The organism is Streptomyces sp. NPDC048331 (assembly GCF_043201215.1).
GTDB lineage: Bacteria > Actinomycetota > Actinomycetes > Streptomycetales > Streptomycetaceae > Streptomyces.
Window position 1 is genome coordinate 96,069 of sequence record NZ_JBICYT010000024.1, and the last position, 20,652, is coordinate 116,720.

General features: G+C 69.4%; 24 protein-coding genes, 1 tRNA gene, 1 pseudogene and 1 riboswitch. Of the genes and pseudogenes, 16 read left to right on the forward strand and 10 right to left on the reverse strand.

The window, feature by feature from the left end; genetic code table 11:
• Positions 1-40: 40 nt before the first annotated feature.
• Positions 41-361: a hypothetical protein gene (locus ACGFYY_RS29410; RefSeq protein ID WP_393713936.1), complete on the reverse strand. Its 321-nt coding sequence runs from the start codon at positions 359-361 to the stop codon at positions 41-43.
• Between the two features lie 495 nt (positions 362-856).
• Between ACGFYY_RS29410 and ACGFYY_RS29415 the strand changes: the two genes are divergently transcribed.
• Both ACGFYY_RS29415 and ACGFYY_RS29420 read left to right on the forward strand, forming a co-directional pair.
• Positions 857-3,211 carry an immune inhibitor A domain-containing protein gene (locus ACGFYY_RS29415; RefSeq protein WP_393713989.1) on the forward strand — a complete coding sequence of 785 codons (2,355 nt, stop codon included), beginning with the start codon at positions 857-859 and terminating at the stop codon, positions 3,209-3,211.
• 112 nt (positions 3,212-3,323) lie between these two features.
• Positions 3,324-3,626 carry a hypothetical protein gene (locus ACGFYY_RS29420; RefSeq protein WP_033226620.1) on the forward strand — a complete coding sequence of 101 codons (303 nt, stop codon included), beginning with the start codon at positions 3,324-3,326 and terminating at the stop codon, positions 3,624-3,626.
• Between the two features lie 45 nt (positions 3,627-3,671).
• Here the strand turns inward: ACGFYY_RS29420 and ACGFYY_RS29425 are convergent, their stop codons facing one another.
• Both ACGFYY_RS29425 and ACGFYY_RS29430 read right to left on the reverse strand, forming a co-directional pair.
• Positions 3,672-4,274, reverse strand: coding sequence for a nicotinamidase (locus ACGFYY_RS29425; protein WP_365278660.1), 603 nt, complete (start codon positions 4,272-4,274; stop codon positions 3,672-3,674).
• Positions 4,275-4,607: 333 nt separating this feature from the next.
• Positions 4,608-5,936, reverse strand: a complete 1,329-nt coding sequence (locus tag ACGFYY_RS29430) for a nicotinate phosphoribosyltransferase (protein ID WP_393713938.1) — start codon at positions 5,934-5,936, stop codon at positions 4,608-4,610.
• Between the two features lie 143 nt (positions 5,937-6,079).
• Between ACGFYY_RS29430 and clpS the strand changes: the two genes are divergently transcribed.
• The 7 genes from clpS (at position 6,080) to ACGFYY_RS29465 (ending at position 10,825) form a co-directional block, all read left to right on the forward strand.
• The gene (gene clpS, locus ACGFYY_RS29435) at positions 6,080-6,394 is read left to right on the forward strand and encodes an ATP-dependent Clp protease adapter ClpS (protein ID WP_030010601.1); all 315 of its coding nucleotides are present in this window, start codon (positions 6,080-6,082) and stop codon (positions 6,392-6,394) included.
• A complete protein-coding gene (locus ACGFYY_RS29440; RefSeq protein WP_365278654.1) occupies positions 6,394-6,996 on the forward strand; it encodes a DUF2017 domain-containing protein in 603 nt (200 codons plus the stop codon). The genes clpS and ACGFYY_RS29440 overlap by 1 nt, the downstream gene beginning before the upstream one ends.
• Before the next feature lie 318 nt (positions 6,997-7,314).
• The gene (locus tag ACGFYY_RS29445) at positions 7,315-8,754 is read left to right on the forward strand and encodes an amino acid permease (protein WP_030724304.1); all 1,440 of its coding nucleotides are present in this window, start codon (positions 7,315-7,317) and stop codon (positions 8,752-8,754) included.
• Positions 8,755-8,898: 144 nt separating this feature from the next.
• Positions 8,899-9,321: a Mov34/MPN/PAD-1 family protein gene (locus tag ACGFYY_RS29450; protein ID WP_393713941.1), complete on the forward strand. Its 423-nt coding sequence runs from the start codon at positions 8,899-8,901 to the stop codon at positions 9,319-9,321.
• Positions 9,322-9,398: 77 nt separating this feature from the next.
• Complete coding sequence (locus tag ACGFYY_RS29455) at positions 9,399-9,506, forward strand: putative leader peptide (RefSeq protein ID WP_314252769.1); 108 nt, start codon at positions 9,399-9,401, stop codon at positions 9,504-9,506.
• A gap of 90 nt (positions 9,507-9,596) precedes the next feature.
• Positions 9,597-9,875, forward strand: coding sequence for a MoaD/ThiS family protein (locus ACGFYY_RS29460; protein ID WP_393713944.1), 279 nt, complete (start codon positions 9,597-9,599; stop codon positions 9,873-9,875).
• Positions 9,875-10,825: a PLP-dependent cysteine synthase family protein gene (locus tag ACGFYY_RS29465; RefSeq protein ID WP_393713946.1), complete on the forward strand. Its 951-nt coding sequence runs from the start codon at positions 9,875-9,877 to the stop codon at positions 10,823-10,825. The genes ACGFYY_RS29460 and ACGFYY_RS29465 overlap by 1 nt, the downstream gene beginning before the upstream one ends.
• Positions 10,826-11,050: 225 nt before the next feature.
• Here ACGFYY_RS29465 and ACGFYY_RS29470 read toward each other — a convergent pair whose 3' ends face one another.
• Complete coding sequence (locus tag ACGFYY_RS29470; protein ID WP_393713948.1) at positions 11,051-11,413, reverse strand: DUF488 domain-containing protein; 363 nt, start codon at positions 11,411-11,413, stop codon at positions 11,051-11,053.
• Positions 11,410-11,829: a hypothetical protein gene (locus ACGFYY_RS29475; RefSeq protein ID WP_393713950.1), complete on the reverse strand. Its 420-nt coding sequence runs from the start codon at positions 11,827-11,829 to the stop codon at positions 11,410-11,412. The genes ACGFYY_RS29470 and ACGFYY_RS29475 overlap by 4 nt, the downstream gene beginning before the upstream one ends.
• A gap of 195 nt (positions 11,830-12,024) precedes the next feature.
• Here ACGFYY_RS29475 and ACGFYY_RS29480 point away from each other — a divergent pair, with 195 nt between their 5' ends.
• Positions 12,025-12,777: an MBL fold metallo-hydrolase gene (locus ACGFYY_RS29480; protein ID WP_365279073.1), complete on the forward strand. Its 753-nt coding sequence runs from the start codon at positions 12,025-12,027 to the stop codon at positions 12,775-12,777.
• 74 nt (positions 12,778-12,851) lie between these two features.
• Here the strand turns inward: ACGFYY_RS29480 and ACGFYY_RS29485 are convergent, their stop codons facing one another.
• Entirely contained in the window at positions 12,852-14,126 is a 1,275-nt protein-coding gene (locus ACGFYY_RS29485; RefSeq protein WP_365279076.1) for a PTS transporter subunit EIIC, read from the reverse strand.
• A 266-nt stretch (positions 14,127-14,392) separates the two neighbouring features.
• Positions 14,393-15,694: a PTS transporter subunit EIIC gene (locus tag ACGFYY_RS29490; RefSeq protein WP_393713952.1), complete on the reverse strand. Its 1,302-nt coding sequence runs from the start codon at positions 15,692-15,694 to the stop codon at positions 14,393-14,395.
• 219 nt (positions 15,695-15,913) lie between these two features.
• On the opposite strand from ACGFYY_RS29490, the pseudogene ACGFYY_RS29495 reads away from it, so the two are divergent.
• The 4 genes and pseudogenes from ACGFYY_RS29495 to rdgB all read left to right on the forward strand — a co-directional run.
• Positions 15,914-16,156, forward strand: a pseudogene (locus tag ACGFYY_RS29495) (glucose PTS transporter subunit EIIB); the annotation flags it as partial.
• 284 nt (positions 16,157-16,440) lie between these two features.
• Positions 16,441-17,166, forward strand: a complete 726-nt coding sequence (gene rph / locus ACGFYY_RS29500; RefSeq protein WP_365279079.1) for a ribonuclease PH — start codon at positions 16,441-16,443, stop codon at positions 17,164-17,166.
• Between the two features lie 105 nt (positions 17,167-17,271).
• Positions 17,272-17,652: a hypothetical protein gene (locus ACGFYY_RS29505; RefSeq protein WP_365279082.1), complete on the forward strand. Its 381-nt coding sequence runs from the start codon at positions 17,272-17,274 to the stop codon at positions 17,650-17,652.
• A gap of 24 nt (positions 17,653-17,676) precedes the next feature.
• Positions 17,677-18,291, forward strand: coding sequence for an RdgB/HAM1 family non-canonical purine NTP pyrophosphatase (gene rdgB / locus ACGFYY_RS29510; protein WP_030724334.1), 615 nt, complete (start codon positions 17,677-17,679; stop codon positions 18,289-18,291).
• 54 nt (positions 18,292-18,345) lie between these two features.
• Here rdgB and ACGFYY_RS29515 read toward each other — a convergent pair.
• The 3 genes from ACGFYY_RS29515 to bcp form a co-directional block, all read right to left on the reverse strand.
• Positions 18,346-18,430: transfer RNA gene (locus ACGFYY_RS29515), tRNA-Leu, on the reverse strand.
• A 43-nt stretch (positions 18,431-18,473) separates the two neighbouring features.
• Positions 18,474-18,899, reverse strand: coding sequence for an HNH endonuclease signature motif containing protein (locus ACGFYY_RS29520; RefSeq protein WP_393713955.1), 426 nt, complete (start codon positions 18,897-18,899; stop codon positions 18,474-18,476).
• 339 nt (positions 18,900-19,238) lie between these two features.
• Complete coding sequence (gene bcp, locus ACGFYY_RS29525; RefSeq protein WP_030009033.1) at positions 19,239-19,706, reverse strand: thioredoxin-dependent thiol peroxidase; 468 nt, start codon at positions 19,704-19,706, stop codon at positions 19,239-19,241.
• Between the two features lie 104 nt (positions 19,707-19,810).
• Between bcp and ACGFYY_RS29530 the strand changes: the two genes are divergently transcribed.
• Positions 19,811-20,131, forward strand: a complete 321-nt coding sequence (locus tag ACGFYY_RS29530; RefSeq protein ID WP_365279107.1) for a DUF3618 domain-containing protein — start codon at positions 19,811-19,813, stop codon at positions 20,129-20,131.
• A gap of 43 nt (positions 20,132-20,174) precedes the next feature.
• Positions 20,175-20,516: a co-chaperone GroES gene (locus ACGFYY_RS29535; protein WP_030009035.1), complete on the forward strand. Its 342-nt coding sequence runs from the start codon at positions 20,175-20,177 to the stop codon at positions 20,514-20,516.
• Positions 20,517-20,563: 47 nt separating this feature from the next.
• Positions 20,564-20,635: riboswitch (guanidine-III (ykkC-III) riboswitch) on the forward strand.
• Positions 20,636-20,652: the final 17 nt, after the last annotated feature.

Here is a 20,652-nt window from a genome sequence, read left to right on the forward strand (position 1 = left end):
CCTCCGGGGAGGCCGCCCGCGCCGTGTCCGGCGTCGATCGTCAGTGATGTACGGGGTGTTCGGCGGTGGCCGGCCGGCCCTCGGACACCCGGGCGTCCCCTGGCGCGCTCTCCTGGGCCGCGGTGGCGGCCGGGGATCCGGCGGCGGCGGCCCGGGAGGCGCCCGTACGCGCCGCGTGGCGGCCACGGCGCCGCGGCAGGGGCACGGTGAGCGCGACGAGCAGACCCAGGGCGAGCGCGGCGGCGGAGATGACCGCGACCCCCAACCCGGTGCTCGTCTGCGAGAGCAGCAGCATGGCGATCGTCGACACGACGACCGTGGCGGACCCGTACGCGAGCTGTGCGGCAGTCGGACGCGGCATGGCGATATCCGTCCTCGGTGAGGGGAGGGGGAGTCGGCTCAACCAGTTCGCGCGTCAAGTGACTCTATGACGGGAGATGCCCGAGTCGGACCGCTGGTAAGCGTGACCTTACACACGGTGCCGGAGCACAGGGGGCGCACGGGATCATTTTCCGGGCGACGACAGCGGGAGGGAGGGGGGATGAAGGGGGGAGAAAGGGGGACGGGACGGACCGCCGGCGGGGTCGGGAAGAGCCCTTCGCCCCGTATGGCTGCGGAACGTCCGGATAGCGGAACTCCCTGACCGCATAGTGCAGTTGTAAGGGTCAAGTCAAGGTCTGTCTTTTCTTGCTTCCCTCCGGTCAAATGTCGTCACTTGAGACGCGCGCCGCGCGGAACCCCCCGCTCCTATGGAGAAGTTCCGACCAACGTTGCGGCCGCGGGAGGGGAACGACATCAAGTGACCAGCAATTCCGCCAGACGGCGTGCGATACGCGCTGCCGCTGTCACCGTGACCATGGCCGCTTGTGCGACAAGCGCCACCTTCTTCACCGTTACCGCGGCTCAGGCCGAGGGCAAGGCTCCGGCCGCCCCGGCGGCCGACCGGCAGGACCCGACGTCACCCTCGAAGGTCGTCGAGCACGACCTCAAGGGCCCGTTCAGCGACCAGCAGGCCAAGCAGCGCGCGGCCGCCCTGGACCAGGTTCTGACCGGCAAGAAGGGCGTCGAGCAGCGCGGCGCCTCCAAGGTCGTCAAGCTCGACGACAAGAAGTACGTCGAGCTCGGCCGCGAGAAGACCGACAAGATCTTCACGATCCTCGTCGAGTTCGGCGACCAGGTCGACAACACCACCATGTACGACCCGGACGGTCCGGGCCCCAAGCCCGAGGCCCCCAAGTACGGCGGTACCCCCGGTCCGCTGCACAACACGATCGCCCAGCCGGACCGCACCAAGGACAACAGCACCGCTTGGCGCAAGGACTTCAGCCGTCAGTACTTCCAGGACCTGTACTTCGCCACGGGTCAGGGCAAGGAGTCGCTGAAGACCTACTACGAGAAGACCTCCTCGGGTCGCTACTCGGTCGAGGGTGAGGTCGCCGACTGGGTCAAGGTCCCGTACAACGAGGGCCGTTACGGCTCCAACTACTGCGGCCAGACCAACTGCTCCAACGTGTGGGACACCGTCAAGGACGGCGTCACCGCATGGTCGGAGGCCCAGAAGAAGGCCGGCAAGACCGACGCCCAGATCAAGGCGCAGCTGTCCCAGTACGACCAGTGGGACCGCTACGACTTCGACAACGACGGCAACTTCAACGAGCCCGACGGCTACATCGACCACTTCCAGATCGTCCACGCGGGCGAGGACGAGTCGGCCGGTGGCGGCGTTCAGGGCACGACCGCGCTGTGGGCGCACCGCTGGTACGCCTACGGCACCGCGGCGGGCAAGACCGGCCCGGACAACAACAAGGCCGGTGGTACCCAGATCGGCAACACCGGTATCTGGGTCGGCGACTACACGATGCAGCCCGAGAACGGCGGCCTCGGTGTCTTCGCGCACGAGTACGGTCACGACCTCGGTCTGCCCGACCTCTACGACACCACCGGTGGCGGCGACAACAGCGTCGGCTTCTGGTCCCTGATGTCGGCCGGTTCCTGGCTCGGCAAGGGCAAGGACTCCATCGGTGACACCCCGGGCGACATGACCGCCTGGGACAAGCTCCAGCTGGGTTGGCTGAACTACGACACGGCCAAGGCCGCGACGAAGTCCACCCACAAGCTGGGCGTGTCGGCGTTCAACACCAAGGACAAGCAGGCGCTGGTCGTCGAGCTGCCGAAGAAGCAGGTCAAGACCGAGGTCGTCAAGCCGGCCGAGGGCTCCACCCAGTGGTGGAGCAACATGGGTGACGACCTCAAGAACACCCTGACCCGCTCGGTCGACCTGACCGGCAAGAAGTCCGCCGCCCTGTCCCTCAAGGGCTGGTGGGACATCGAGGCCGACTACGACTACCTCTACACCGAGGTGTCCACGGACGGCGGCGCCACCTGGACCGCGCTGGCCGGCACCGCCGACGGCACGGCCCTCCCGGTCGACGCCTCCGGCAGCCCGTCGCTCACCGGTGTCTCGGGTGCCTGGAAGTCGCTGAACTTCCCGCTCGACGCCTACGCGGGCAAGAAGGTCGACCTCCGCTTCCGCTACCAGACGGACGGCGGCGCGGGCGGCAAGGGCTTCGCGGCCGACGCCATCTCCCTGACGGCCGACGGCTCCGCGCTGTTCACCGACGGTGCCGAGAACGGCGACAACGGCTGGACCGGCAAGGGCTTCTCGCGTATCGGTGCCGACTTCTCCAAGGAGTACGCGCAGCGTTACATCGCGGAGAACCGCCGCTACGTGTCGTCCGACGCCACCCTCAAGGTGGGCCCGTACAACTTCGGCTTCGGCAACACCAAGCCGGACTGGGTCGAGCACTACCCGTACCAGGACGGTCTGCTCATCTGGCAGTGGGACACCAGCCAGAAGGACAACAACACCAGCGTCCACCCGGGCCAGGGTCTGATCCTCCCGATCGACGCCAACGCCAAGCCCATGAAGTGGGCGGACGGCACGCTGCTCCGCAACAAGATCCAGCCGTACGACGCCACCTTCAGCGCGTACTCCACGGACGCGTTCACCCTGCACAAGAACGGCGAGGAGCTCTTCCTCAAGCCGAAGCCCGCGAACCTGGTCTTCGACGACCACAAGGGCAAGTACTACTACGACGAGAACCCGACCGGATCGGTGAAGGTCACTGACACCAACACCAAGATCAAGATCCTGAAGGAGTCCTACGACGGTGAGGTCATGACCATCGAGGTCGGCCCCTCCTCGAAGTAACTCGTTAAAACCGCAGGTCAGAGCATGATCGGCCGTCGCCCTCTAGCGGGCGGCGGCCGTTCGCGTTTAGATGCCCGGTACGAGTTTCTTATTGACGGGGGAGATGACAGCGATGCCAGGCGGCGGTTTCGTGAGATTGCCGGGCGGCAGTGTGGTGGTTGCGCTCACACTGCCGAGGCCGTCCGGAGAAGGTGGAAATGTCCGCGTGCTGGTGCACGCCGCGAACCGGGCCCGCGCCCTGACCAGGCTGCGGAACCTCGGGATGCGGGCGGTGTACCTGCGGGGCAACGCGCACCCGCCGACCCCGGACGAGGTGACGGCCGTCCTGCACCATCCGGACGGCCTGCTGTGGCGCGGCGCACCGGACCGCGCCCAGGAGCTCTGGCACCCCATCCGGGCCCTGCTGGGCACGTAGGCGCGCCCAGGGGCCGCCAGGGGCGGCCGGGCGCGGCCCGGGCGGCTACGGCGCCTGGTCGGCCCGGCCGCCCACGAGCTTCACACCGGCCGTACGGAGCTCGTCCAGGGCCCGTGCGGTCGTGTGCGGGGCCACGGCTGCGGTCAGGTCCAGCAGGACCCGGGTGGCGAAGCCGGCGCGGGAGGCGTCGAGGGCGGTGGCCCTCACGCAGTGATCGGTGGCGATCCCGACCACGTCCACCTCGGTGACGTGCCGGTCCCGCAACCACTGGGCGAGCGTGGTCCCGTTCTCGTCGGCCCCCTCGAAACCGCTGTAGGCGGCCTCGTACGCGCCCTTGTCGAAGACGGCCGAAACGGCTCCCGAGGCCACGGCGGGGGCGAAGTTCGGGTGGAAGCCCACGCCCTCGGTCCCGGCGACGCAGTGGACGGGCCAGGAGGTCTCGTAGTCCGGCTCGGCCGGCGGGTGCGCGAAGTGCGACCCGGGGTCGACGTGGTGGTCGCGGGTGGCGACGACGTGCCGGTACGCGGGCGTGGCCTGGCCGATGTACTCGGTGACGGCGGCGGCGACGTCGGCTCCGCCGGTGACCGCGAGGCTGCCGCCCTCGCAGAAGTCGTTCTGTACGTCGACGACGATCAGTGCGCGGTGCATGACGTGTCCTTCGGCTCGATGTGCTGATACGGCGGCGGGGGCCCTGCGGGGGCTCTTCCCCCACCCCGCCCCTTCCCGAAACTGGGGCTGTGCCCCAGACCCCTCACGGCGCTCCGCGCCCGCGCCTCGATCGCCGGCGGGGCTGGGATCGAGCCCCGCCGGGCGAGAACTAAGGGCTGTCCCGTAATCCCCGGTGGATCAGCGCGCGGCGTCAGATGCGGTGCATCGCAAGGCGGAGGAGCGTCCCCATACTGGGCGTATTCGGGCGTTCCGACAACGCAGCGAGGTGCCGTATCTGTCGTCGTGCGCCCGCCGGGGATTACGGGACAGCCCTTAGACGTACTCCGTAGGAATCACGGCCTCACCGCGCGAGAGCTGGGTCGCGGACAGGGGCAGGCTCGCCCGCACCGCGTGGTGACGGTCCCGGGCGGCCTCCAGCGGCTCGCGGGCCACCACCTCGCCGGCCTTGACCAGCTGGGTCAGGAGCTGGTCGTCGGCCAGGGCCGCCGGTACGGGGCCCACGCCGATGACCTCCGCCTCCGCGACCCCCTCCGCGTCCCGTCGCCGCGCCGCCCACTTGCGGCCGCCGATGGAGGTCTTGCCGCCCGAGGACTTCTTGGCCACCGGGGCCAGCGCCGCCTTCGGGTCCGCCGACGTGGCCCGCGCCACCAGCTTGTAGACCATCGAGCACGTCGGGTGCCCGCTGCCGGTCACCAGCTGGGTGCCCACGCCGTACGCGTCCACCGGGGCCGCCGCCAGCGAGGCGATGGCGTACTCGTCCAGGTCCGAGGTGACCACGATCTTGGTCGAGGTCGCGCCCAGCTCGTCGAGCTGCTGCCGCACCCGGTGGGCCACCAGCAGCAGGTCTCCGGAGTCGATCCGGACCGCGCCCAGCTCCGGTCCGGCGATGTCCACCGCCGTGCGGACCGCCTCGGCCACGTCGTACGTGTCGACCAGCAGGGTGGTGCCCCGCCCGAGCGAGTCCACCTGCGCCGTGAAGGCGTCCCGCTCGCTGTCGTGGACCAGGGTGAAGGCGTGCGCGCTCGTGCCGACCGTCGGGATGCCGTACCGGAAGCCGGCCGCCAGGTCCGAGGTGGAGGTGAAGCCGCCGACGTACGCGGCCCGCGACGCGGCGACGGCCGCCAGCTCGTGCGTGCGCCGGGCGCCCATCTCGATCAGCGGGCGTCCGCCCGCCGCCGAGGACATCCGGGAGGCGGCCGCGGCGATGGCCGAGTCGTGGTTCAGGATCGACAGGATCACGGTCTCCAGCAGCACGCACTCGGCGAAGCTGCCCTCCACCCGCAGGACGGGGGAGCCGGGGAAGTAGACCTCCCCCTCCGGGTAGCCCCAGATGTCGCCGGAGAAGCGGTACGAGGCCAGCCAGTCCAGCGTCCGCATGTCGACGACGGCCCGCTCGCGCAGGAATTCGAGCACCGCGCCGTCGAAGCGGAAGTTCTCCACCGCGTCGAGCACGCGCCCGGTTCCGGCGACCACCCCGTAGCGGCGCCCCTCGGGCAACCGCCGGGTGAACACCTCGAAGACCGAGCGTCGGTCGGCGGCGCCGTTGGCCAGGGCGGCCTGCAACATCGTGAGCTCGTAGTGATCCGTGAAGAGCGCTGTCGACGGCACGTCCACCGGCAGGCCCAGGTCCGCAGGGTTCATGGCTGGGATGCTAGCGCACATTTCGTCAAAGTGACGAGATGTGGGTGGAGAAGGTGGGACCGGCCCGTCGCGGGGCACGGGAGCGGTCGGTGGCAGGGGCCGTCCGGCCCCTGTTTGGGCGGCGGCGCGGTCGAGGTGGCAGCATGGGACGAGTGAGTGTTGCTCCTGTTGAGATCGAACGCACCGAATCCGCCGAAGAGACCTTCGCGGTCCCCGAACCCGACGTCCCCTGGGTGACCCTGGTGCACAACGACCCGGTCAACCTCATGAGCTACGTGGCGTACGTGTTCCAGGCGTACTTCGGCTACTCGAAGGACGTGGCACACAAGTTGATGCTCGACGTCCATCACAAGGGGCGGGCGGTCGTGTCGAGCGGCACCCGCGAGGAAATGGAGCGCGACGTGCAGGCCATGCACGGCTACGGCCTGTGGGCGACCCTCTCGCAGGACCGCAACTGATGGGCGGCACCTTCGAGTCCCTGAAGGGCGGCGGCGCCGCCATCGCGCTCGACGAGATCGAGATCTCGATCCTGCGCTCCCTGGCCGTCCAACTGCTGGAGTTGATCGGCCCCGGCGCGCCGGAGCCCGCCGAGGACGCCGACCCGCTCGCCGCGCTGTTCGCCGAGGGCCCCTCCGAGCCCCCGTCCGACCCGGCGCTGGCCCGGCTCTTCCCCGACGCCTACGGGGCCCCCGACGGGGCCGGTGACAAGGGGGTGGACCCCGAGGAGCTCGCGGCCCGCTCCGCGGAGTTCCGCCGCTTCACCGAGAACGACCTGCGCGCCCGCAAGCGCGAGGACGCCCTCGCCGTCGTCCGCAGCCTGGACGGGCTCACCACGGCCGGCGACGGGGCGGCGGTGCTGGAGCTGTCCGGAGAGCTGCCGCTGCGCTGGCTCGGTGCCCTCAACGACCTGCGCCTGACCATCGCGGCCCGGCTCGACATCACCGAGGACGACGAGAGCGCGGTGCTGTTCCGGCTGCCCGACGAGGACCCGCGCAAGCCGATGGTCATGGCCTACCTCTGGCTCGGCGGCCTCCAGGAAACCTTGATCGAAACCCTCTGAGAATCCTCAAGAGGGAACACCGTTCGCTCAGCGGACGCTCAAATCCGGATAACGATCAGATCACCGCCATGCGGTGATCTGATCCATTTCTGGGTCTTTGGGGTGAATTTTTGATGCCCTGCGCCACATTTCTCCCCCTCGGGCAGCCGTAAGGCCGTGATAAATCTTCACGACTGCCGAAGGGACGCCACCCATGTCCCCCGGCTGGCTTGGCCCGGCTGATCGCCGGCGTGCAACTCCATCCGTATCCGGGGGGATCGAGGACCCGATCCGTCGCCAACGAAGGCGCGGGTCGGCGTGGAGAAAGGCGCACCAGACATGACCTCTGTGCAGGTCGAGCAGCACGACAAGACGCCCGGCGAGGGCGGCTCCGGCGAAGGCGGCGAGGGTTACCACCGCACGCTCGGCGCCCGTCAGATCCAGATGATCGCGATCGGCGGGGCCATCGGCACCGGCCTGTTCCTCGGAGCGGGCAAGGCCATCTCCAAGGCCGGCCCCAGCCTGATCCTGGCGTACGCCATCGCGGGCCTGGTCATCTTCTTCATCATGCGGGCCCTGGGCGAGCTGCTCATGTACCGCCCCGTCTCCGGCTCCTTCTCGGACTACGCCCGCGAGTTCCTGGGCCCGTTCTGGGGATACGTCACCGGCTGGACGTACTGGCTGTTCTGGGTGGTCACCGGCATCACCGAGGTCACCGCGGCCGCGCAGTACATGTCGTACTGGACCCACGACAGCTTCCCGCAGTGGGCCTACGCGCTGATCTTCACGGTCATCCTCTACGCCGCCAACCTGATCTCCGTGAAGCTCTTCGGCGAGCTGGAGTTCTGGTTCTCCATGGTCAAGGTCACCGCCATCGTCGGCATGATCCTGATCTGCGCCGGCATCCTCACCATCGGCTTCTCCGACGCGGCCGACACCGCCACCGTCTCCAACCTCTGGAACGACGGCGGCTTCTTCCCCAAGGGCATCGGCGGCACGCTGATGACCCTGCAGATCGTGATGTTCGCCTTCCTCGCGGTCGAGCTGGTCGGCGTCACCGCCGGCGAGTCCAAGGACCCCGAGAAGACCCTGCCCAAGGCCATCAACACCGTGCCGTGGCGCATCGCCGTCTTCTACGTCGGCGCACTGATCATGATCCTGTCGGTCGTCCCGTGGACGCACTTCCAGCCCGGCGTCTCGCCCTTCGTCGCCGCCTTCGAGCGCATGGGCCTCGGCATCGGCGCCGCGATCGTCAACTTCGTCGTGCTGACCGCCGCGCTGTCCTCCTGCAACTCGGGCATGTACTCCACCGGTCGCATGCTGCGTGACCTCGCCATCAACGGCCAGGGCCCGAAGGTCTTCACCAAGCTCACCAAGAGCGGCACCCCGCTCGTCGGCACCACCTTCTCCGCCGCGCTGATGCTGGTGGGCGTCTGGATCAACTACGTCGCCCCGGGCAAGGCCTTCGACTACGTCGTCTCCTTCGCCACCATCTCCGGCATGTGGGCCTGGATCATGATCCTGGTCTGCCAGATCCGCTACCGGGCCAAGTCCGACCGCGGCGAGCTGCCGCAGTCCGCGTTCCGCGCCCCCGGCGCCCCGTACACCAGCTGGTTCGCGCTGCTCTTCATCGGCATGGTCATCGTGATGATGGGCGCCGACAAGGACTCCCGCGTCTCGCTGTACTGCGCCCCGCTGTGGGGTCTGATCCTGGGTGTCTCCTACCTGGTCATGAAGTCCCGCGACCCGCGCGGCGCGGCCTTCACCAAGGCCTCGTAGCACCCGGTCGCCGCGAGTCCCGGCCGCCTGCCGCGGCCGGGAAAAGCGCCCCACGGCGTTGCCCCCAGGGGGGCGTGTCCATCATTCGGGCCCTTCCGTACCACTCCTCGGTACGGAAGGGCCCGTCTGTTTATCCTGTCGCTCATGCTGACCCTCACCCAGGCCCTGTACGACCGGATCGTCGAGCACGCCCGCCAGGACCACCCCGACGAGGCGTGCGGTGTCGTGGCCGGCCCGGCGGGCACCGACCGCCCCGAGCGGTTCGTCCCGATGCTCAACGCGGCCCGCTCGCCCACGTTCTACGAGTTCGACTCGAAGGATCTGCTGAAGCTCTACCGCGACCTGGACGACCGCGACGAGGAGCCGGTGATCGTCTACCACTCCCACACCGCGACCGAGGCGTACCCCTCGCGCACGGACGTCACGTACGCGAACGAGCCCCACGCGCACTACGTGCTCGTCTCGACGGCGGACAAGGACGGCCTCGGGGAGTTCCAGTTCCGCTCGTACCGGATCGTCGACGGAGTGATCACCGAGGAAGAAGTGCAGGTCGTCGACGCCTACTGACCAGTATGTGAGCGACGGACGTCCATGATGCGGGATCACACTCCAAACGGGGGACCGGGAATCGTTAACATGACCGCATGGTTTCCCACGACGTGAGCATCGAGACGCCCGGCAGGCTGCTGCTCGTGGCGCGGCTGCACGTCGACCTGTGCCGCCTCGCCAGCGCCATCTGTCCTGCGCTCTGAGTACCGGAGCCCTTCCGCGCGGAGGGCCGACCAACCGCGCGCCGCACCCTTCCACGCTTTCCACGCACTTCCCGACGACTGGAGACAGCCATGGCCATCGAGGTCCGCATCCCCACCATCCTCCGCACCTACACCGAAGGCGAGAAGGCCGTCTCCGGTGAGGGCGCGACCCTCGCCGACCTCTTCGCCGACCTGGAGACGCGTCACAAGGGCATCCAGGAGCGCATCGTCGACGGCGGCCAGCTGCGCCGCTTCGTCAACGTCTACCTCAACGACGAGGACGTCCGCTTCCTGGAGGGCATCTCCACCACCCTCAAGGACGGCGACAACGTCACCATCCTCCCGGCCGTGGCCGGCGGATCGAAGTAATGCGCTACGACTCCCCGCTGGCCGCGGTCGGCAACACGCCGCTGGTCCGGCTGCCCCGGCTGTCGCCCTCGGACGACGTCCGCATCTGGGCGAAGCTGGAGGACCGCAACCCGACCGGCTCGATCAAGGACCGCCCCGCGCTCCACATGGTCGAGCAGGCCGAGAAGGACGGCCGGCTCCGGCCCGGCTGCACCATCCTGGAGCCCACCTCGGGCAACACCGGCATCTCGCTGGCGATGGCGGCCAAGCTCAAGGGCTACCGCATCGTGTGCGTGATGCCGGAGAACACCAGCCAGGAGCGGCGTGACCTGCTGGCCATGTGGGGAGCCGAGATCGTCTCGTCGCCGGCCGCCGGCGGCTCGAACACCGCGGTCCGGGTGGCCAAGGAACTGGCCGCGGAGCACCCGGACTGGGTGATGCTCTACCAGTACGGCAACCCGGACAACGCGGGCGCGCACTACGCCACCACGGGTCCGGAGATCCTCGCGGACCTCCCCTCCATCACCCACTTCGTGGCGGGCCTGGGCACGACCGGCACCCTCATGGGCGTCGGCCGCTACCTGCGCGAACACGTGGCCGGCATCAAGATCGTCGCAGCCGAGCCGCGCTACGACGACCTGGTCTACGGGCTGCGCAACCTGGACGAGGGCTTCGTCCCGGAGCTCTACGACGCCTCCGTGCTCACCACCCGCTTCTCGGTGGGCTCGGCGGACGCGGTGACGCGGACGCGCGAGCTGCTGCAGCAGGAGGGGATCTTCGCGGGCGTCTCCACCGGAGCCGCCCTGCACGCGGCGATCGGCGTCGGCCGCAAGGCGGTGGCCGCGGGCGAATCGGCGGACATCGTCTTCGTCGTGGCCGACGGCGGCTGGAAGTACCTCTCCACGGGCGTCTACACGGCCGCGACCACCGAGGAAGCCATCGAGGTCCTCCAGGGCCAGCTCTGGGCGTAGGCCCTGCGGCGCCGCTGTCGGGGGGGGCGCCCCCCCCACCCCCCCGCCCCACAAGCCCCGCGGGGGGGTGGTTGATGCCCCCCGCGGGGGGTTGGGGGGGGGGGGGGGGGGGGGCCCCCCCCGCCCCCCCCCCCCCCTAAACCCCGGGGGGGGTTTATTTTTCAGCCCCGCCGGCGTTTGAGGCGCGGGGTCCGGGGCGGAGCCCCGTGCAGCGGCACCGCACCACTAGTCGGACAGCAGTTCCGCGAGCACCGCCGCGTGGCTGGAGCCCGGGTCCTTGACCGCGGTCAGCAGCGTCGCCGGCCCGCCCCCGATCAACCCGCGGAGGCGATCCAGCTCCGCCACCGCCCCCGGCTCCGCCAGCTCCGCCTCGTACCGCTCCCGGAACTCCTCCGCCGAACCCCCGTCGTGGAACCACTTCCGCAGCTCCGACGACGGCGTCACCGCCTTCGGCCACTCGTCCACCCCGGCCACCGCCTTCGCCAGGCCCCGCGGCCAGAGCCGGTCCACGAGGATCCGTACCCCGTCCGCCCCCGGCTCCGACGGGTCGTACACCCGCCGCAGGCGGATCACCGGTTCCCGCTTCACCCCGCGCCTCCCAGACCCTTGATCTCGTCCCACACCGCGGGGTCCAGCATCCCCATCCGGGTCCGGAACTCCCACAGCGACACCTCCGCAGGCCGGTCCGCCTCCAGGAAGCCCGCCCGGCCCTGCCCGCCGACCGTCCCCGGCGGCAGCGGGATCACCCCGGCCCGCCGGTCGTCGTACTTCCCGGTGATCCACGCGACCCGCGCCCGGTGGCCCCGTACCGACCCCACCGCGAGGACCAGGCACGTACGGCCGTCGGCCAGGCACCACAGCTCGCCCGCCCGCGGGTGCGGCGGCGGACCGGCCCCGTGCGCCGCCGGGGCCCGGCGGGGCAGCCCGGTGCGGCCCCCGGCGACCAGCACCAGCAGCGCCACGGCCACCACCGCGGCCACCGCGGGCCACCAGGACGTGTCCATGCTTCGACCGTAGCCGGGCGGGAACGCCCCGGCATGGCAACGCCCGTGCCCACCGTCGCTCCCCCGGGTGACAGCGCAGGTGATTCCCCCCACAACGGCCTGCCGCGGAGGAGCGACCGGACGTTTCGCGCCTTACGCTCGACGCACGCACGGCCCGCATTCCGTCCACGGACCGTCCTCGGAGGTTCACGCTCCATGAAGCTCACCGTCGTCGGCTGTTCGGGGTCGTTCCCCTCCGCGGAATCGGCCTGTTCGAGCTACCTCGTCGAGGCCGACGGCTTCCGGCTGCTCCTCGACATGGGCAACGGCGCCCTCGGCGAGCTGCAGCGTCACATCGGCCTCTACGACCTCGACGCGATCTTCCTGAGCCACCTGCACGCGGACCACTGCATCGACATGTGCGCGTACTTCGTCGCCCGCTACTACCGGCACGAGGGCGGCCGCTGCGGCACCATCCCCGTCTACGGACCCGAGGGCACCGAGCGCCGGCTGACCACCGCCTACGACGACGTCCCCGACGAGCGCTCGATGAGCGAGGTCTTCGACTTCCGCACGCTGAAGTCCGGGACCTTCGAGATCGGCCCGCTGCAGGTCCGCACCGAGCGGGTCTCCCACCCGGTCGAGGCGTACGGCATCCGCATCGAGCACGGCGGCCGCTCGATCACGTACTCCGGGGACACCGGCACCTGCCCGGAGGTGGGACTGCTCGCCGAGGGCGCCGACCTCTTCCTGTGCGAGTCCTCCTTCACGCACGGCAAGGAGGACATCCCGGGTCTGCACCTGAACGGCCGCGAGGCGGGCGAGTACGCGGCCGGCGGTCGCGTGGGCCGGCTCGTCCTCACCCACATCCCGCCGTGGACCGACCCCGAGCAGAACCTGGCCGACGCCCGCGCGGTCTACGACGGCCCGGTCGACCTGGCGTACTCGGGCGCGGTCTACGAGGTCTGACCCCCGGTCACGACGAACGAGGAGCCCCCGCCCTCCCTTCCGGGAGAGCGGGGGCTCCTTCGTGCGTACGGGGCCTACTTGGCCTCCGCCTTGGCCATCTCGGCCAGCTCCTCGTCGGACTCGCGGCCCGGCGTCGGGAGGTTGAACTTGACGATCGCGAAGCGGAACCCGAAGTAGTAGATCGCTCCGAAGACCAGTCCGATCGGAATGATCATCCAGGGGTTGGTCGCCTTGCTCCAGCCGAGGCCGAGGTCGATCAGACCGGCGGAGAAGGTGAAGCCCGCGTGGACACCGAGGGCCCAGGTGATCGCCATGGAGAGGGCGGTCAGGACGGCGTGGATCGCGTACAGCACCGGCGCGATGAACATGAACGAGAACTCGATGGGCTCGGTGACACCCGTGACGAACGAGGTGAGCGCGAGCGAGACCATCATGCCGGTGACGGCCTTGCGGCGCTCCGGGCGGGCGGTGTGGGCGATGGCCAGGGCGGCGGCCGGGAGGCCGAACATCATGATCGGGAAGAAGCCCGTCATGAACAGACCGGCCTCCGGGTCACCGGCGAAGAAGCGGTTCAGGTCACCGTGGACGACCTCGCCGGCGGCGTTGGTGAAGTCACCGATCTGGAACCAGGCGACGGTGTTGACGAACTGGTGCATGCCGATCGGGATCAGCGCGCGGTTGATGACACCGAAGATGCCGGCGCCCGCGGCGCCCAGTCCGGTCATCCACTCACCGAAGTTGGAGATGACGTCGCCGATCGGCTCCCAGACCACACCGAAGAACACACCGGCGAGGACGCCGACGAAGGCCATGATGATCGGGACGAGCCGGCGGCCGTTGAAGAAGCCGAGCCAGTCCACGAGCTTGGTGCGGTGGAAGCGCTGCCACAGGACCGCGGCGAGCAGACCCATGACGATGCCGCCGAGGACGCCGGGGTTGTTGTACGTCGCGGCGACGTCCACACCCTTGTTCTCGGTGGTGTTGATGACGGCCTCGGTCACCGGGAAGGCGGTGAGGACGTTCTTGTAGACCAGGAAACCGACGAGCGCGGCGAGCGCGGTGGATCCGTCCGCCTTCTTGGCGAAGCCGATGGCGACGCCGATGCAGAACAGCAGCGGCAGGTTGGAGAAGACCGCGTCACCGGCGGTGGCGAACACCGTGGCGACCTTGCCCCAACCGAGACCGTCCGCGCCGAAGACGTCGGGCTGACCGAGACGCAGCAGGATGCCGGCGGCGGGCAGGACGGCGATGGGCAGCTGGAGGCTGCGGCCGACCTTCTGCAGACCCTGGATCAGGCCGGATCCCCGCTTCTTGGCGGGCGGCGCGGCGGCGTCAGTAGCCGTACTCATAACTTCCTCCGGGGGGAGCAAGGCGCCGCCAAGGGGTGCAACCACGAGGGACGGCGACGTCTCAGAAAGGGGGACACGCCGCCGGGGGAAGCGGTCGTGGTCTACACCAATCGTGGTGTAGACCAGTTGTAACACGGTGAGGGTTAGATAAGGAACCTTCGATTTCCTGTGGCCTGGATCACACTTCCCGACGTACGCCGAAGGGCCCCCGGATCGTGATCCGGGGGCCCTTGACGGACCGTACGGTAACCCTGCCGGGGGCCTGCTCAGGCCTTGGTCGTCTCCGACTCCATCGCCGCGATCTCCTCGTCCGACTCCCGGCCCGGCGTCTTCAGGTCGAACTTCGTGATCGCGAAACGGAACACCACGTAATAGACGAGCTCGAAGCACAGGCCGATCGGAACGATCAGCCAGGGCTTGGTCGCCAGGTGCCAGTTGATGACGTAGTCGATCAGGCCCGCCGAGAAGCTGAAGCCGTCCTTGACGCCCAACCCCCACGACACCGCCATGGACACGCCCGTCAGCACCGCGTGCACCGCGTACAACACGGGTGCGACGAAGAGGAAGGAGTACTCCAGCGGCTCGGTGATCCCGGTGACGAACGAGGTCAGCGCCACCGACAGCATCAGACCGCCGACCTCCTTGCGCCGCCGCGGCTTCGCGCAATGCGTGATCGCCAGCGCCGCCGCCGGCAGCGCGAACATCATGATCGGGAAGAAGCCGGTCAGGAACAGGCCCGCCGTCGGGTCGCCGTGCAGGAACATGTTGATGTCGCCGTGGTACGTCTGCCCGTCCGGCGCCGTGTACGACCCGAACTGGAACCAGATCGGCACGTTCAGGAACTGGTGCAGGCCGATCACCAACAGCGCACGGTTCGCGACGCCGAAGATCCCGCCACCCCAGGCGCCCAAGCCGCGCAGCCAGTCGGAGAAGCTCTCCAACGCGTCACCGACCGGCGGCCAGACCCACAGGCAGAGCGCCGCGAAGGCGATCGCGACGAAGGACATGACGATCGGGACCAATCGCCGCCCGTTGAAGAAGCCGAGCCAGTCCACCAGCTTCACCCGGTGGTACCGCTGCCAGAAATAGGCCGCCAGCAGGCCCATGATGATGCCGCCGAACACCCCCGGGTTCTGGTACGTGTACGCCGTGAAGGTGTCGTTCGGCCCCAGGCAGCCGCCCCCGATGTCCTTGGTCCCGGCCGGGCACGCCTTCTGGAACGCGTGCAGCACCCCCCGGTAGACGAGGAACCCCGCCGTGGCCGCCAGCGCCGTCGAACCGTCCGCCTTCTTCGCCATCCCGATCGCCACGCCGATGCAGAAGAGGAGAGGAAGGCCCAGATCGGGATCGAGCAGCGCCCCGCCCGCGCCCGCCATCACCTTGGCCACGTCCGTCCACTGCAGGCCGTCCTTGCCGAACACGTCCGGCTGCCCCAGCCGCAACAGGATGCCCGCCGCGGGCAGCACGGCGATCGGGAGTTGCAGGCTCCGGCCCATCTTCTGCAGCGCCTGGAACGCGCCGTGTCGCCAATTCGGTTGCGGTACTGCGGTGGCGCTCGTCGCGCTCATCGGCGTCCTCCCTGACCGGCCCGTTTTTGGCTGCGGCAGCACGTACGGCACACTGGTGTAGACCAGTTGTGGGCAGGTCGCTGCTGATCGTCATCATTCGGCAGGGGTCGGTCATGCGCTCGCGTAGATGGGCCAACCGTGCGTTACCGTGACAAAGCGGACCGTGCAGGTGGGTAGCCATGTACCGGCCGCCGAGACTCGTTCTTCGAAACACTCAGGGAGACACACATGGCCACCAAGGCTGAGAAGATCGTCGCCGGGCTCGGCGGTATCGAGAACATCGAAGAGGTCGAGGGCTGCATCACCCGCCTGCGCACCGAGGTCATCGACCCCAGCAAGGTCGACGAAGCCGCACTCAAGGCCGCCGGCGCCCACGGCGTCGTCAAGATGGGCACCGCCATCCAGGTCGTCATCGGCACCGACGCCGACCCCATCGCCGCCGACATCGAAGACATGATGTGATCCGGACCCCCTAGTGCCGTGACCGGAAAGGTTCACCGGGTCGCGCTGCCCGGCACGGCACCTCGCCGCGTTGTCGGACCACGGCGGTACGTCCGGTACGAGCCGTGGCCCTCCGCCCGGGGGCCCCTCCCAGCGGTAGCTGGGGGAGATGCACCGCACCGGACAACGCGACCCGGCAAACCTTTCCGGTCACGGCACTAGCCCCCGGCAGGACCCGGCGGACCCCGTCCCGGAAGCCCCGGACGGGGTCTTCGCGTACCTCCGTACCGACTAGGCTCGCCACCATGTCTCGCATCGACGGCCGTACGCCCGAACAGCTCCGCCCGGTCACCATCGAACGCGGATGGAGCAAGCACGCCGAGGGCTCCGTCCTCGTCTCCTTCGGAGACACCAAGGTCTTCTGCACCGCCTCCTTCACCGAAGGCGTCCCGCGCTGGCGCAAGGGCAGCGGCGAAGGCTGGGTCACCTCCGAATACTCGATGCTGCCCCGCTCCACCAACACCCGCGGCGACCGCGAATCCGTCCGCGGCAAGATCGGCGGCCGCACCCACGAGATCTCCCGCCTCATCGGCCGCTCCCTGCGCGCCGTCATCGACTACAAGGCCCTCGGCGAGAACACCATCGTCCTGGACTGCGACGTCCTCCAGGCCGACGGCGGCACCCGCACCGCCGCCATCACCGGCGCCTACGTCGCCCTCGCCGACGCCGTCGCCTGGGGCCAGAAGAAGAAGTTCATCAAGGCCGGCCGCAAGCCCCTCACCGGCACCGTCGCCGCCGTCAGCGTCGGCATCGTCGACGGCGTCCCGCTCCTCGACCTCTGCTACGAGGAGGACGTCCGCGCCGAGACCGACATGAACGTGGTCTGCACCGGCGACGGCCGCTTCGTCGAGGTCCAGGGCACCGCCGAGGGCGAGCCCTTCGACCGCAAGGAACTGAACGCCCTCCTCGACCTCGCCGCCGGCGGCTGCGCGGACCTCGAAGCCCTCCAGCTGGGCGCGCTCGAACTCTAGCCGGCAACCGCCGGGCCCGACCCGGCGTCCAGGAAGATACGGGCGCACGGTTTCGCCACCGTGCGCCCGTCCTCGTAGCGTCCAAGCCCTCAGGGGGAGAACCGCATGAAGCTCCGCATAGCGGCCATAGCCGTGGCCGCCGTACTCACCGTCCCGGCCCTGTCCGCCTGCGACGCGATCTCCACGGCCATGGACTGCGCGAACACCGCCGTGGCCATCACGGACGGCGCCAACGACCTCCAGCAGGCCGTCTCCCAGGCGGGCAACAGCCCCCAGGACGCCCAGAACGCGCTCAACCAGATCGAGACGAACCTCAAGAAGATCGGCGACCAGACCGACAACGCCGACCTGAGCAAGGCCATCGACTCCATGAACACGGCCGTCAAGAACGTCCGCGCCTCCATCGAGAGCGGCAACAGCGCCCCGGACATCCAGCCGGTCGCGGACGCGGCGAGCGAGCTGTCCAAGGTCTGCACCCCGGGGTGAACCGCCCCCCGGGATAATGGGGGCATGACCTCGACGCCCAGCCGCCTCATCCTGGCCACCCGCAACGCGGGCAAAGTCTCCGAACTCCGCGCGATCCTGTCCGACGCCGGCCTGCCGCACGAGCTGGTCGGCGCGGACGCGTACCCCGAGATCCCGGACGTCAAGGAAACCGGCGTCACCTTCGCCGAGAACGCCCTCCTCAAGGCCCACGCCCTGGCCCGCGCCACCGGCCTCCCCGCCGTCGCCGACGACTCCGGCCTCTGCGTGGACGTCCTGCACGGCGCCCCCGGCATCTTCTCGGCCCGGTGGGCCGGCACCCACGGCGACGACAAGGCCAACCTGGACCTGCTGCTGGCCCAGCTCGGCGACATCGCCGACGAGAACCGCGGCGCCCACTTCGCGTGCGCGGCCGCCCTGGCTCTCCCGGACGGCACCGAACGCGTCGTCGAGGGCCGCCTCCTGGGCACCCTGCGCCACACCCCGTCCGGCACGGGCGGCTTCGGCTACGACCCGATCCTCCAGCCGCAGGGCGACACCCGCACGTGCGCGGAACTGACGGCGGCGGAGAAGAACGCCATCTCCCACCGGGGCCAGGCCTTCCGAGCCCTGGTCCCCTTCGTCCGAGCCCTCCTGGGCTGACGTGGACCATGCGAGAGGGCCCGCACGCGTATGCGTACGGGCCCTCTGCCTGCGTGCGGTCGGGGGGACTCGAACCCCCACGGGTATCACCCCACTGGGACCTAAACCCAGCGCGTATCGCCAATTTCGCCACGACCGCGACATATTACCCAATTCGGACATCTAGTTTGTCCGGGCTGCGCTCAGTCTACGGTGCGGTCCGCAGTCTTGGTGCGGCGGTTCCGGCACCACGTGTCGGTCAGTGAGTGGCAGTTGGGGCACAGGCACCGGAGGTTCTCGCGATGGTTGTCGCGCCAGTCCCCGTTGATGTGATCGATCTGGAGGGTGATCGGCCGCCCGCGCCACTCCCCGGTGTTGCCGCACTCTTCGCAGGCATACGGAACGCCGATCTCTTGCAGTGCCCGATGAAGACGGGGGCGGTGGACGCGGGCCGCCCCCTCGGGAAGCTTGGTCAGGACGGTGTCGGCGGGGTCCTTCCGCGGGCGTACCACCTCAGTGGTTGCCCAGGTGCGCCTCTTGAAGTGGCTGACGTCGAGTCCGAGCCGGGTGACCAGCCGCCGAACGCGTCGGTGGTTCACGTCATTGACGTGAAGGCCGAGGGCGCGCACGAGGTCCGCCTAGCTCGGTGCTGCCGGAACTGCCGCGCGCAGCGCGTCTTCGGGGACAAGGATTCGCGCGTTCCGGAAATGGGCGGTGCCTATGCCGTGCGACTTCAGCATCCTTCCGAGGGCGGTCGGCCCAGCCCCTCGATGCGGCGACCGCGGCGGCCAAGGTGTCGCGGTCGTGCGGTTCTCCCATGGTGTGGCCCCTCCGTGCTCCGTCCGGCCGCGCGTGCGGCTCTCGTACGGAGCAACGGGTCCGGGTGGCGAACGGTCACGGGGGGTTTCGTCCGATAAGCGGAGCGGCCCGCACCGGTGGGTGCGGGCCGCTCCGTGGGTGCGCCGGGGTCAGAGGCCCAGGTCCTTGATGATCTTGGCTACGTGGCCCGTGGCCTTGACGTTGTAGAAGGCGTGCTCGACCTTGCCCTCCTCGTCGACGACCACCGTGGAGCGGATGACCCCGGTGACCGTCTTGCCGTACAGCTTCTTCTCGCCGTACGCGCCGTACGCCGTCAGCGTCTCCTTCTCCGGGTCGCTGACCAGGGTGACCTTCAGGTCCTCCTTCTCGCGGAACTTCGCCAGCTTCTCCGGCTTGTCCGGGGACACACCGATGACGTCGTAGCCGTGGCCCGTCAGGAAGGACAGGTTGTCCGTGAAGTCGCAGGCCTGCTTCGTGCAGCCCGGGGTCAGCGCGGACGGGTAGAAGTAGACGATCACCTTGCGGCCCTTGTGATCGGCGAGCGAGACCTCGTTGCCGTCCGCATCGGGCAGGGTGAAGGCGGGGGCGGTGTCGCCCGGCTGGAGTCGCTCGCTCATCGTGACACTCTCCTCGGGAGGGGATCGGTATGCCATGAGACTAAGCTGACAGACTGTTCATGGCGGACTACGCCCCACACGACCACGACGACGGAGGCAGCGCGGTGCCGGAAGCCAGGACCCCCGCACAGATCGAGGCGGACATCGTCCGCCGCCGTGAGCAGCTCGCCGAGACGCTCGACGAGATCGGCGTGCGCATGCACCCGAAGACGATCGTCGGGGACGCGAAGGCACGGGTCGCCTCGACCGTCGACCAGACCGCCGGGCGGGCCTTCGCCAAGGTGAACGGGATCGTGACGGATCTGCGGGACGGTCTGCGGAACGAGGACGGGACTCCGCGTATCGAGCGGATCGTGCCCGTGGCGCTGGTCGCGGTGGGCCTGGTCGGGCTGCTCGTGGTGTCGGCGCGCCGCAAGCGCGGATGACCCTGAGGGGTACGGGGCGGGCGCGGGCAGGTAGGTTCGTGGGGTGAGCGAGAACACCACCCACGACAAGCTGCCCATCCGCATGCTGCACGACCGCGTGCTCGTGAAGTCCGATCTGCCGGAGGGCGAGCGGCGCTCGGGCGGCGGCATCCTGATTCCCGCGACGGCCGCGGTGGGCAAGCGGCTGGCCTGGGCCGAGGTGGTCGCGGTCGGGCAGAACGTCCGGACGGTCGAGCCGGGTGACCGGGTGCTGTACGACCCCGAGGACCGTGCCGAGGTCGAGGTGCGCGGCGCGACGTACGTGCTGATGCGCGAGCGGGATCTGCACGCGGTGGCCGCGGAGCGGCTGGAGGGGTCGGAGGACTCCACCGGGCTGTATCTCTGAGTCGAGCTGTTGGAAAAGGGCTGGTGGCGCAGGTCACCGGCCCTTTTGCGTGCCTTTTGCTACGGTGGAGGGGAACCCCGACGAGACGCGCCGTACCGGGTACGACAAGACGACGCACCCCGTATCGCTCGTTGTC

Coding starts and splice junctions, on each gene's coding strand:
- ACGFYY_RS29410 (WP_393713936.1), bottom strand. CDS start 361: ATGCCGCGTCCGACTGCCGCACAGCTCGCGTACGGGTCCGCCACGGTC.
- ACGFYY_RS29415 (WP_393713989.1), top strand. CDS start 857: ATGGCCGCTTGTGCGACAAGCGCCACCTTCTTCACCGTTACCGCGGCT.
- ACGFYY_RS29420 (WP_033226620.1), top strand. CDS start 3,324: ATGCCAGGCGGCGGTTTCGTGAGATTGCCGGGCGGCAGTGTGGTGGTT.
- ACGFYY_RS29425 (WP_365278660.1), bottom strand. CDS start 4,274: ATGCACCGCGCACTGATCGTCGTCGACGTACAGAACGACTTCTGCGAG.
- ACGFYY_RS29430 (WP_393713938.1), bottom strand. CDS start 5,936: ATGAACCCTGCGGACCTGGGCCTGCCGGTGGACGTGCCGTCGACAGCG.
- clpS (WP_030010601.1), top strand. CDS start 6,080: ATGGGACGAGTGAGTGTTGCTCCTGTTGAGATCGAACGCACCGAATCC.
- ACGFYY_RS29440 (WP_365278654.1), top strand. CDS start 6,394: ATGGGCGGCACCTTCGAGTCCCTGAAGGGCGGCGGCGCCGCCATCGCG.
- ACGFYY_RS29445 (WP_030724304.1), top strand. CDS start 7,315: ATGACCTCTGTGCAGGTCGAGCAGCACGACAAGACGCCCGGCGAGGGC.
- ACGFYY_RS29450 (WP_393713941.1), top strand. CDS start 8,899: ATGCTGACCCTCACCCAGGCCCTGTACGACCGGATCGTCGAGCACGCC.
- ACGFYY_RS29455 (WP_314252769.1), top strand. CDS start 9,399: ATGGTTTCCCACGACGTGAGCATCGAGACGCCCGGCAGGCTGCTGCTC.
- ACGFYY_RS29460 (WP_393713944.1), top strand. CDS start 9,597: ATGGCCATCGAGGTCCGCATCCCCACCATCCTCCGCACCTACACCGAA.
- ACGFYY_RS29465 (WP_393713946.1), top strand. CDS start 9,875: ATGCGCTACGACTCCCCGCTGGCCGCGGTCGGCAACACGCCGCTGGTC.
- ACGFYY_RS29475 (WP_393713950.1), bottom strand. CDS start 11,829: ATGGACACGTCCTGGTGGCCCGCGGTGGCCGCGGTGGTGGCCGTGGCG.
- ACGFYY_RS29480 (WP_365279073.1), top strand. CDS start 12,025: ATGAAGCTCACCGTCGTCGGCTGTTCGGGGTCGTTCCCCTCCGCGGAA.
- ACGFYY_RS29485 (WP_365279076.1), bottom strand. CDS start 14,126: ATGAGTACGGCTACTGACGCCGCCGCGCCGCCCGCCAAGAAGCGGGGA.
- ACGFYY_RS29490 (WP_393713952.1), bottom strand. CDS start 15,694: ATGAGCGCGACGAGCGCCACCGCAGTACCGCAACCGAATTGGCGACAC.
- rph (WP_365279079.1), top strand. CDS start 16,441: ATGTCTCGCATCGACGGCCGTACGCCCGAACAGCTCCGCCCGGTCACC.
- ACGFYY_RS29505 (WP_365279082.1), top strand. CDS start 17,272: ATGAAGCTCCGCATAGCGGCCATAGCCGTGGCCGCCGTACTCACCGTC.
- rdgB (WP_030724334.1), top strand. CDS start 17,677: ATGACCTCGACGCCCAGCCGCCTCATCCTGGCCACCCGCAACGCGGGC.
- bcp (WP_030009033.1), bottom strand. CDS start 19,706: ATGAGCGAGCGACTCCAGCCGGGCGACACCGCCCCCGCCTTCACCCTG.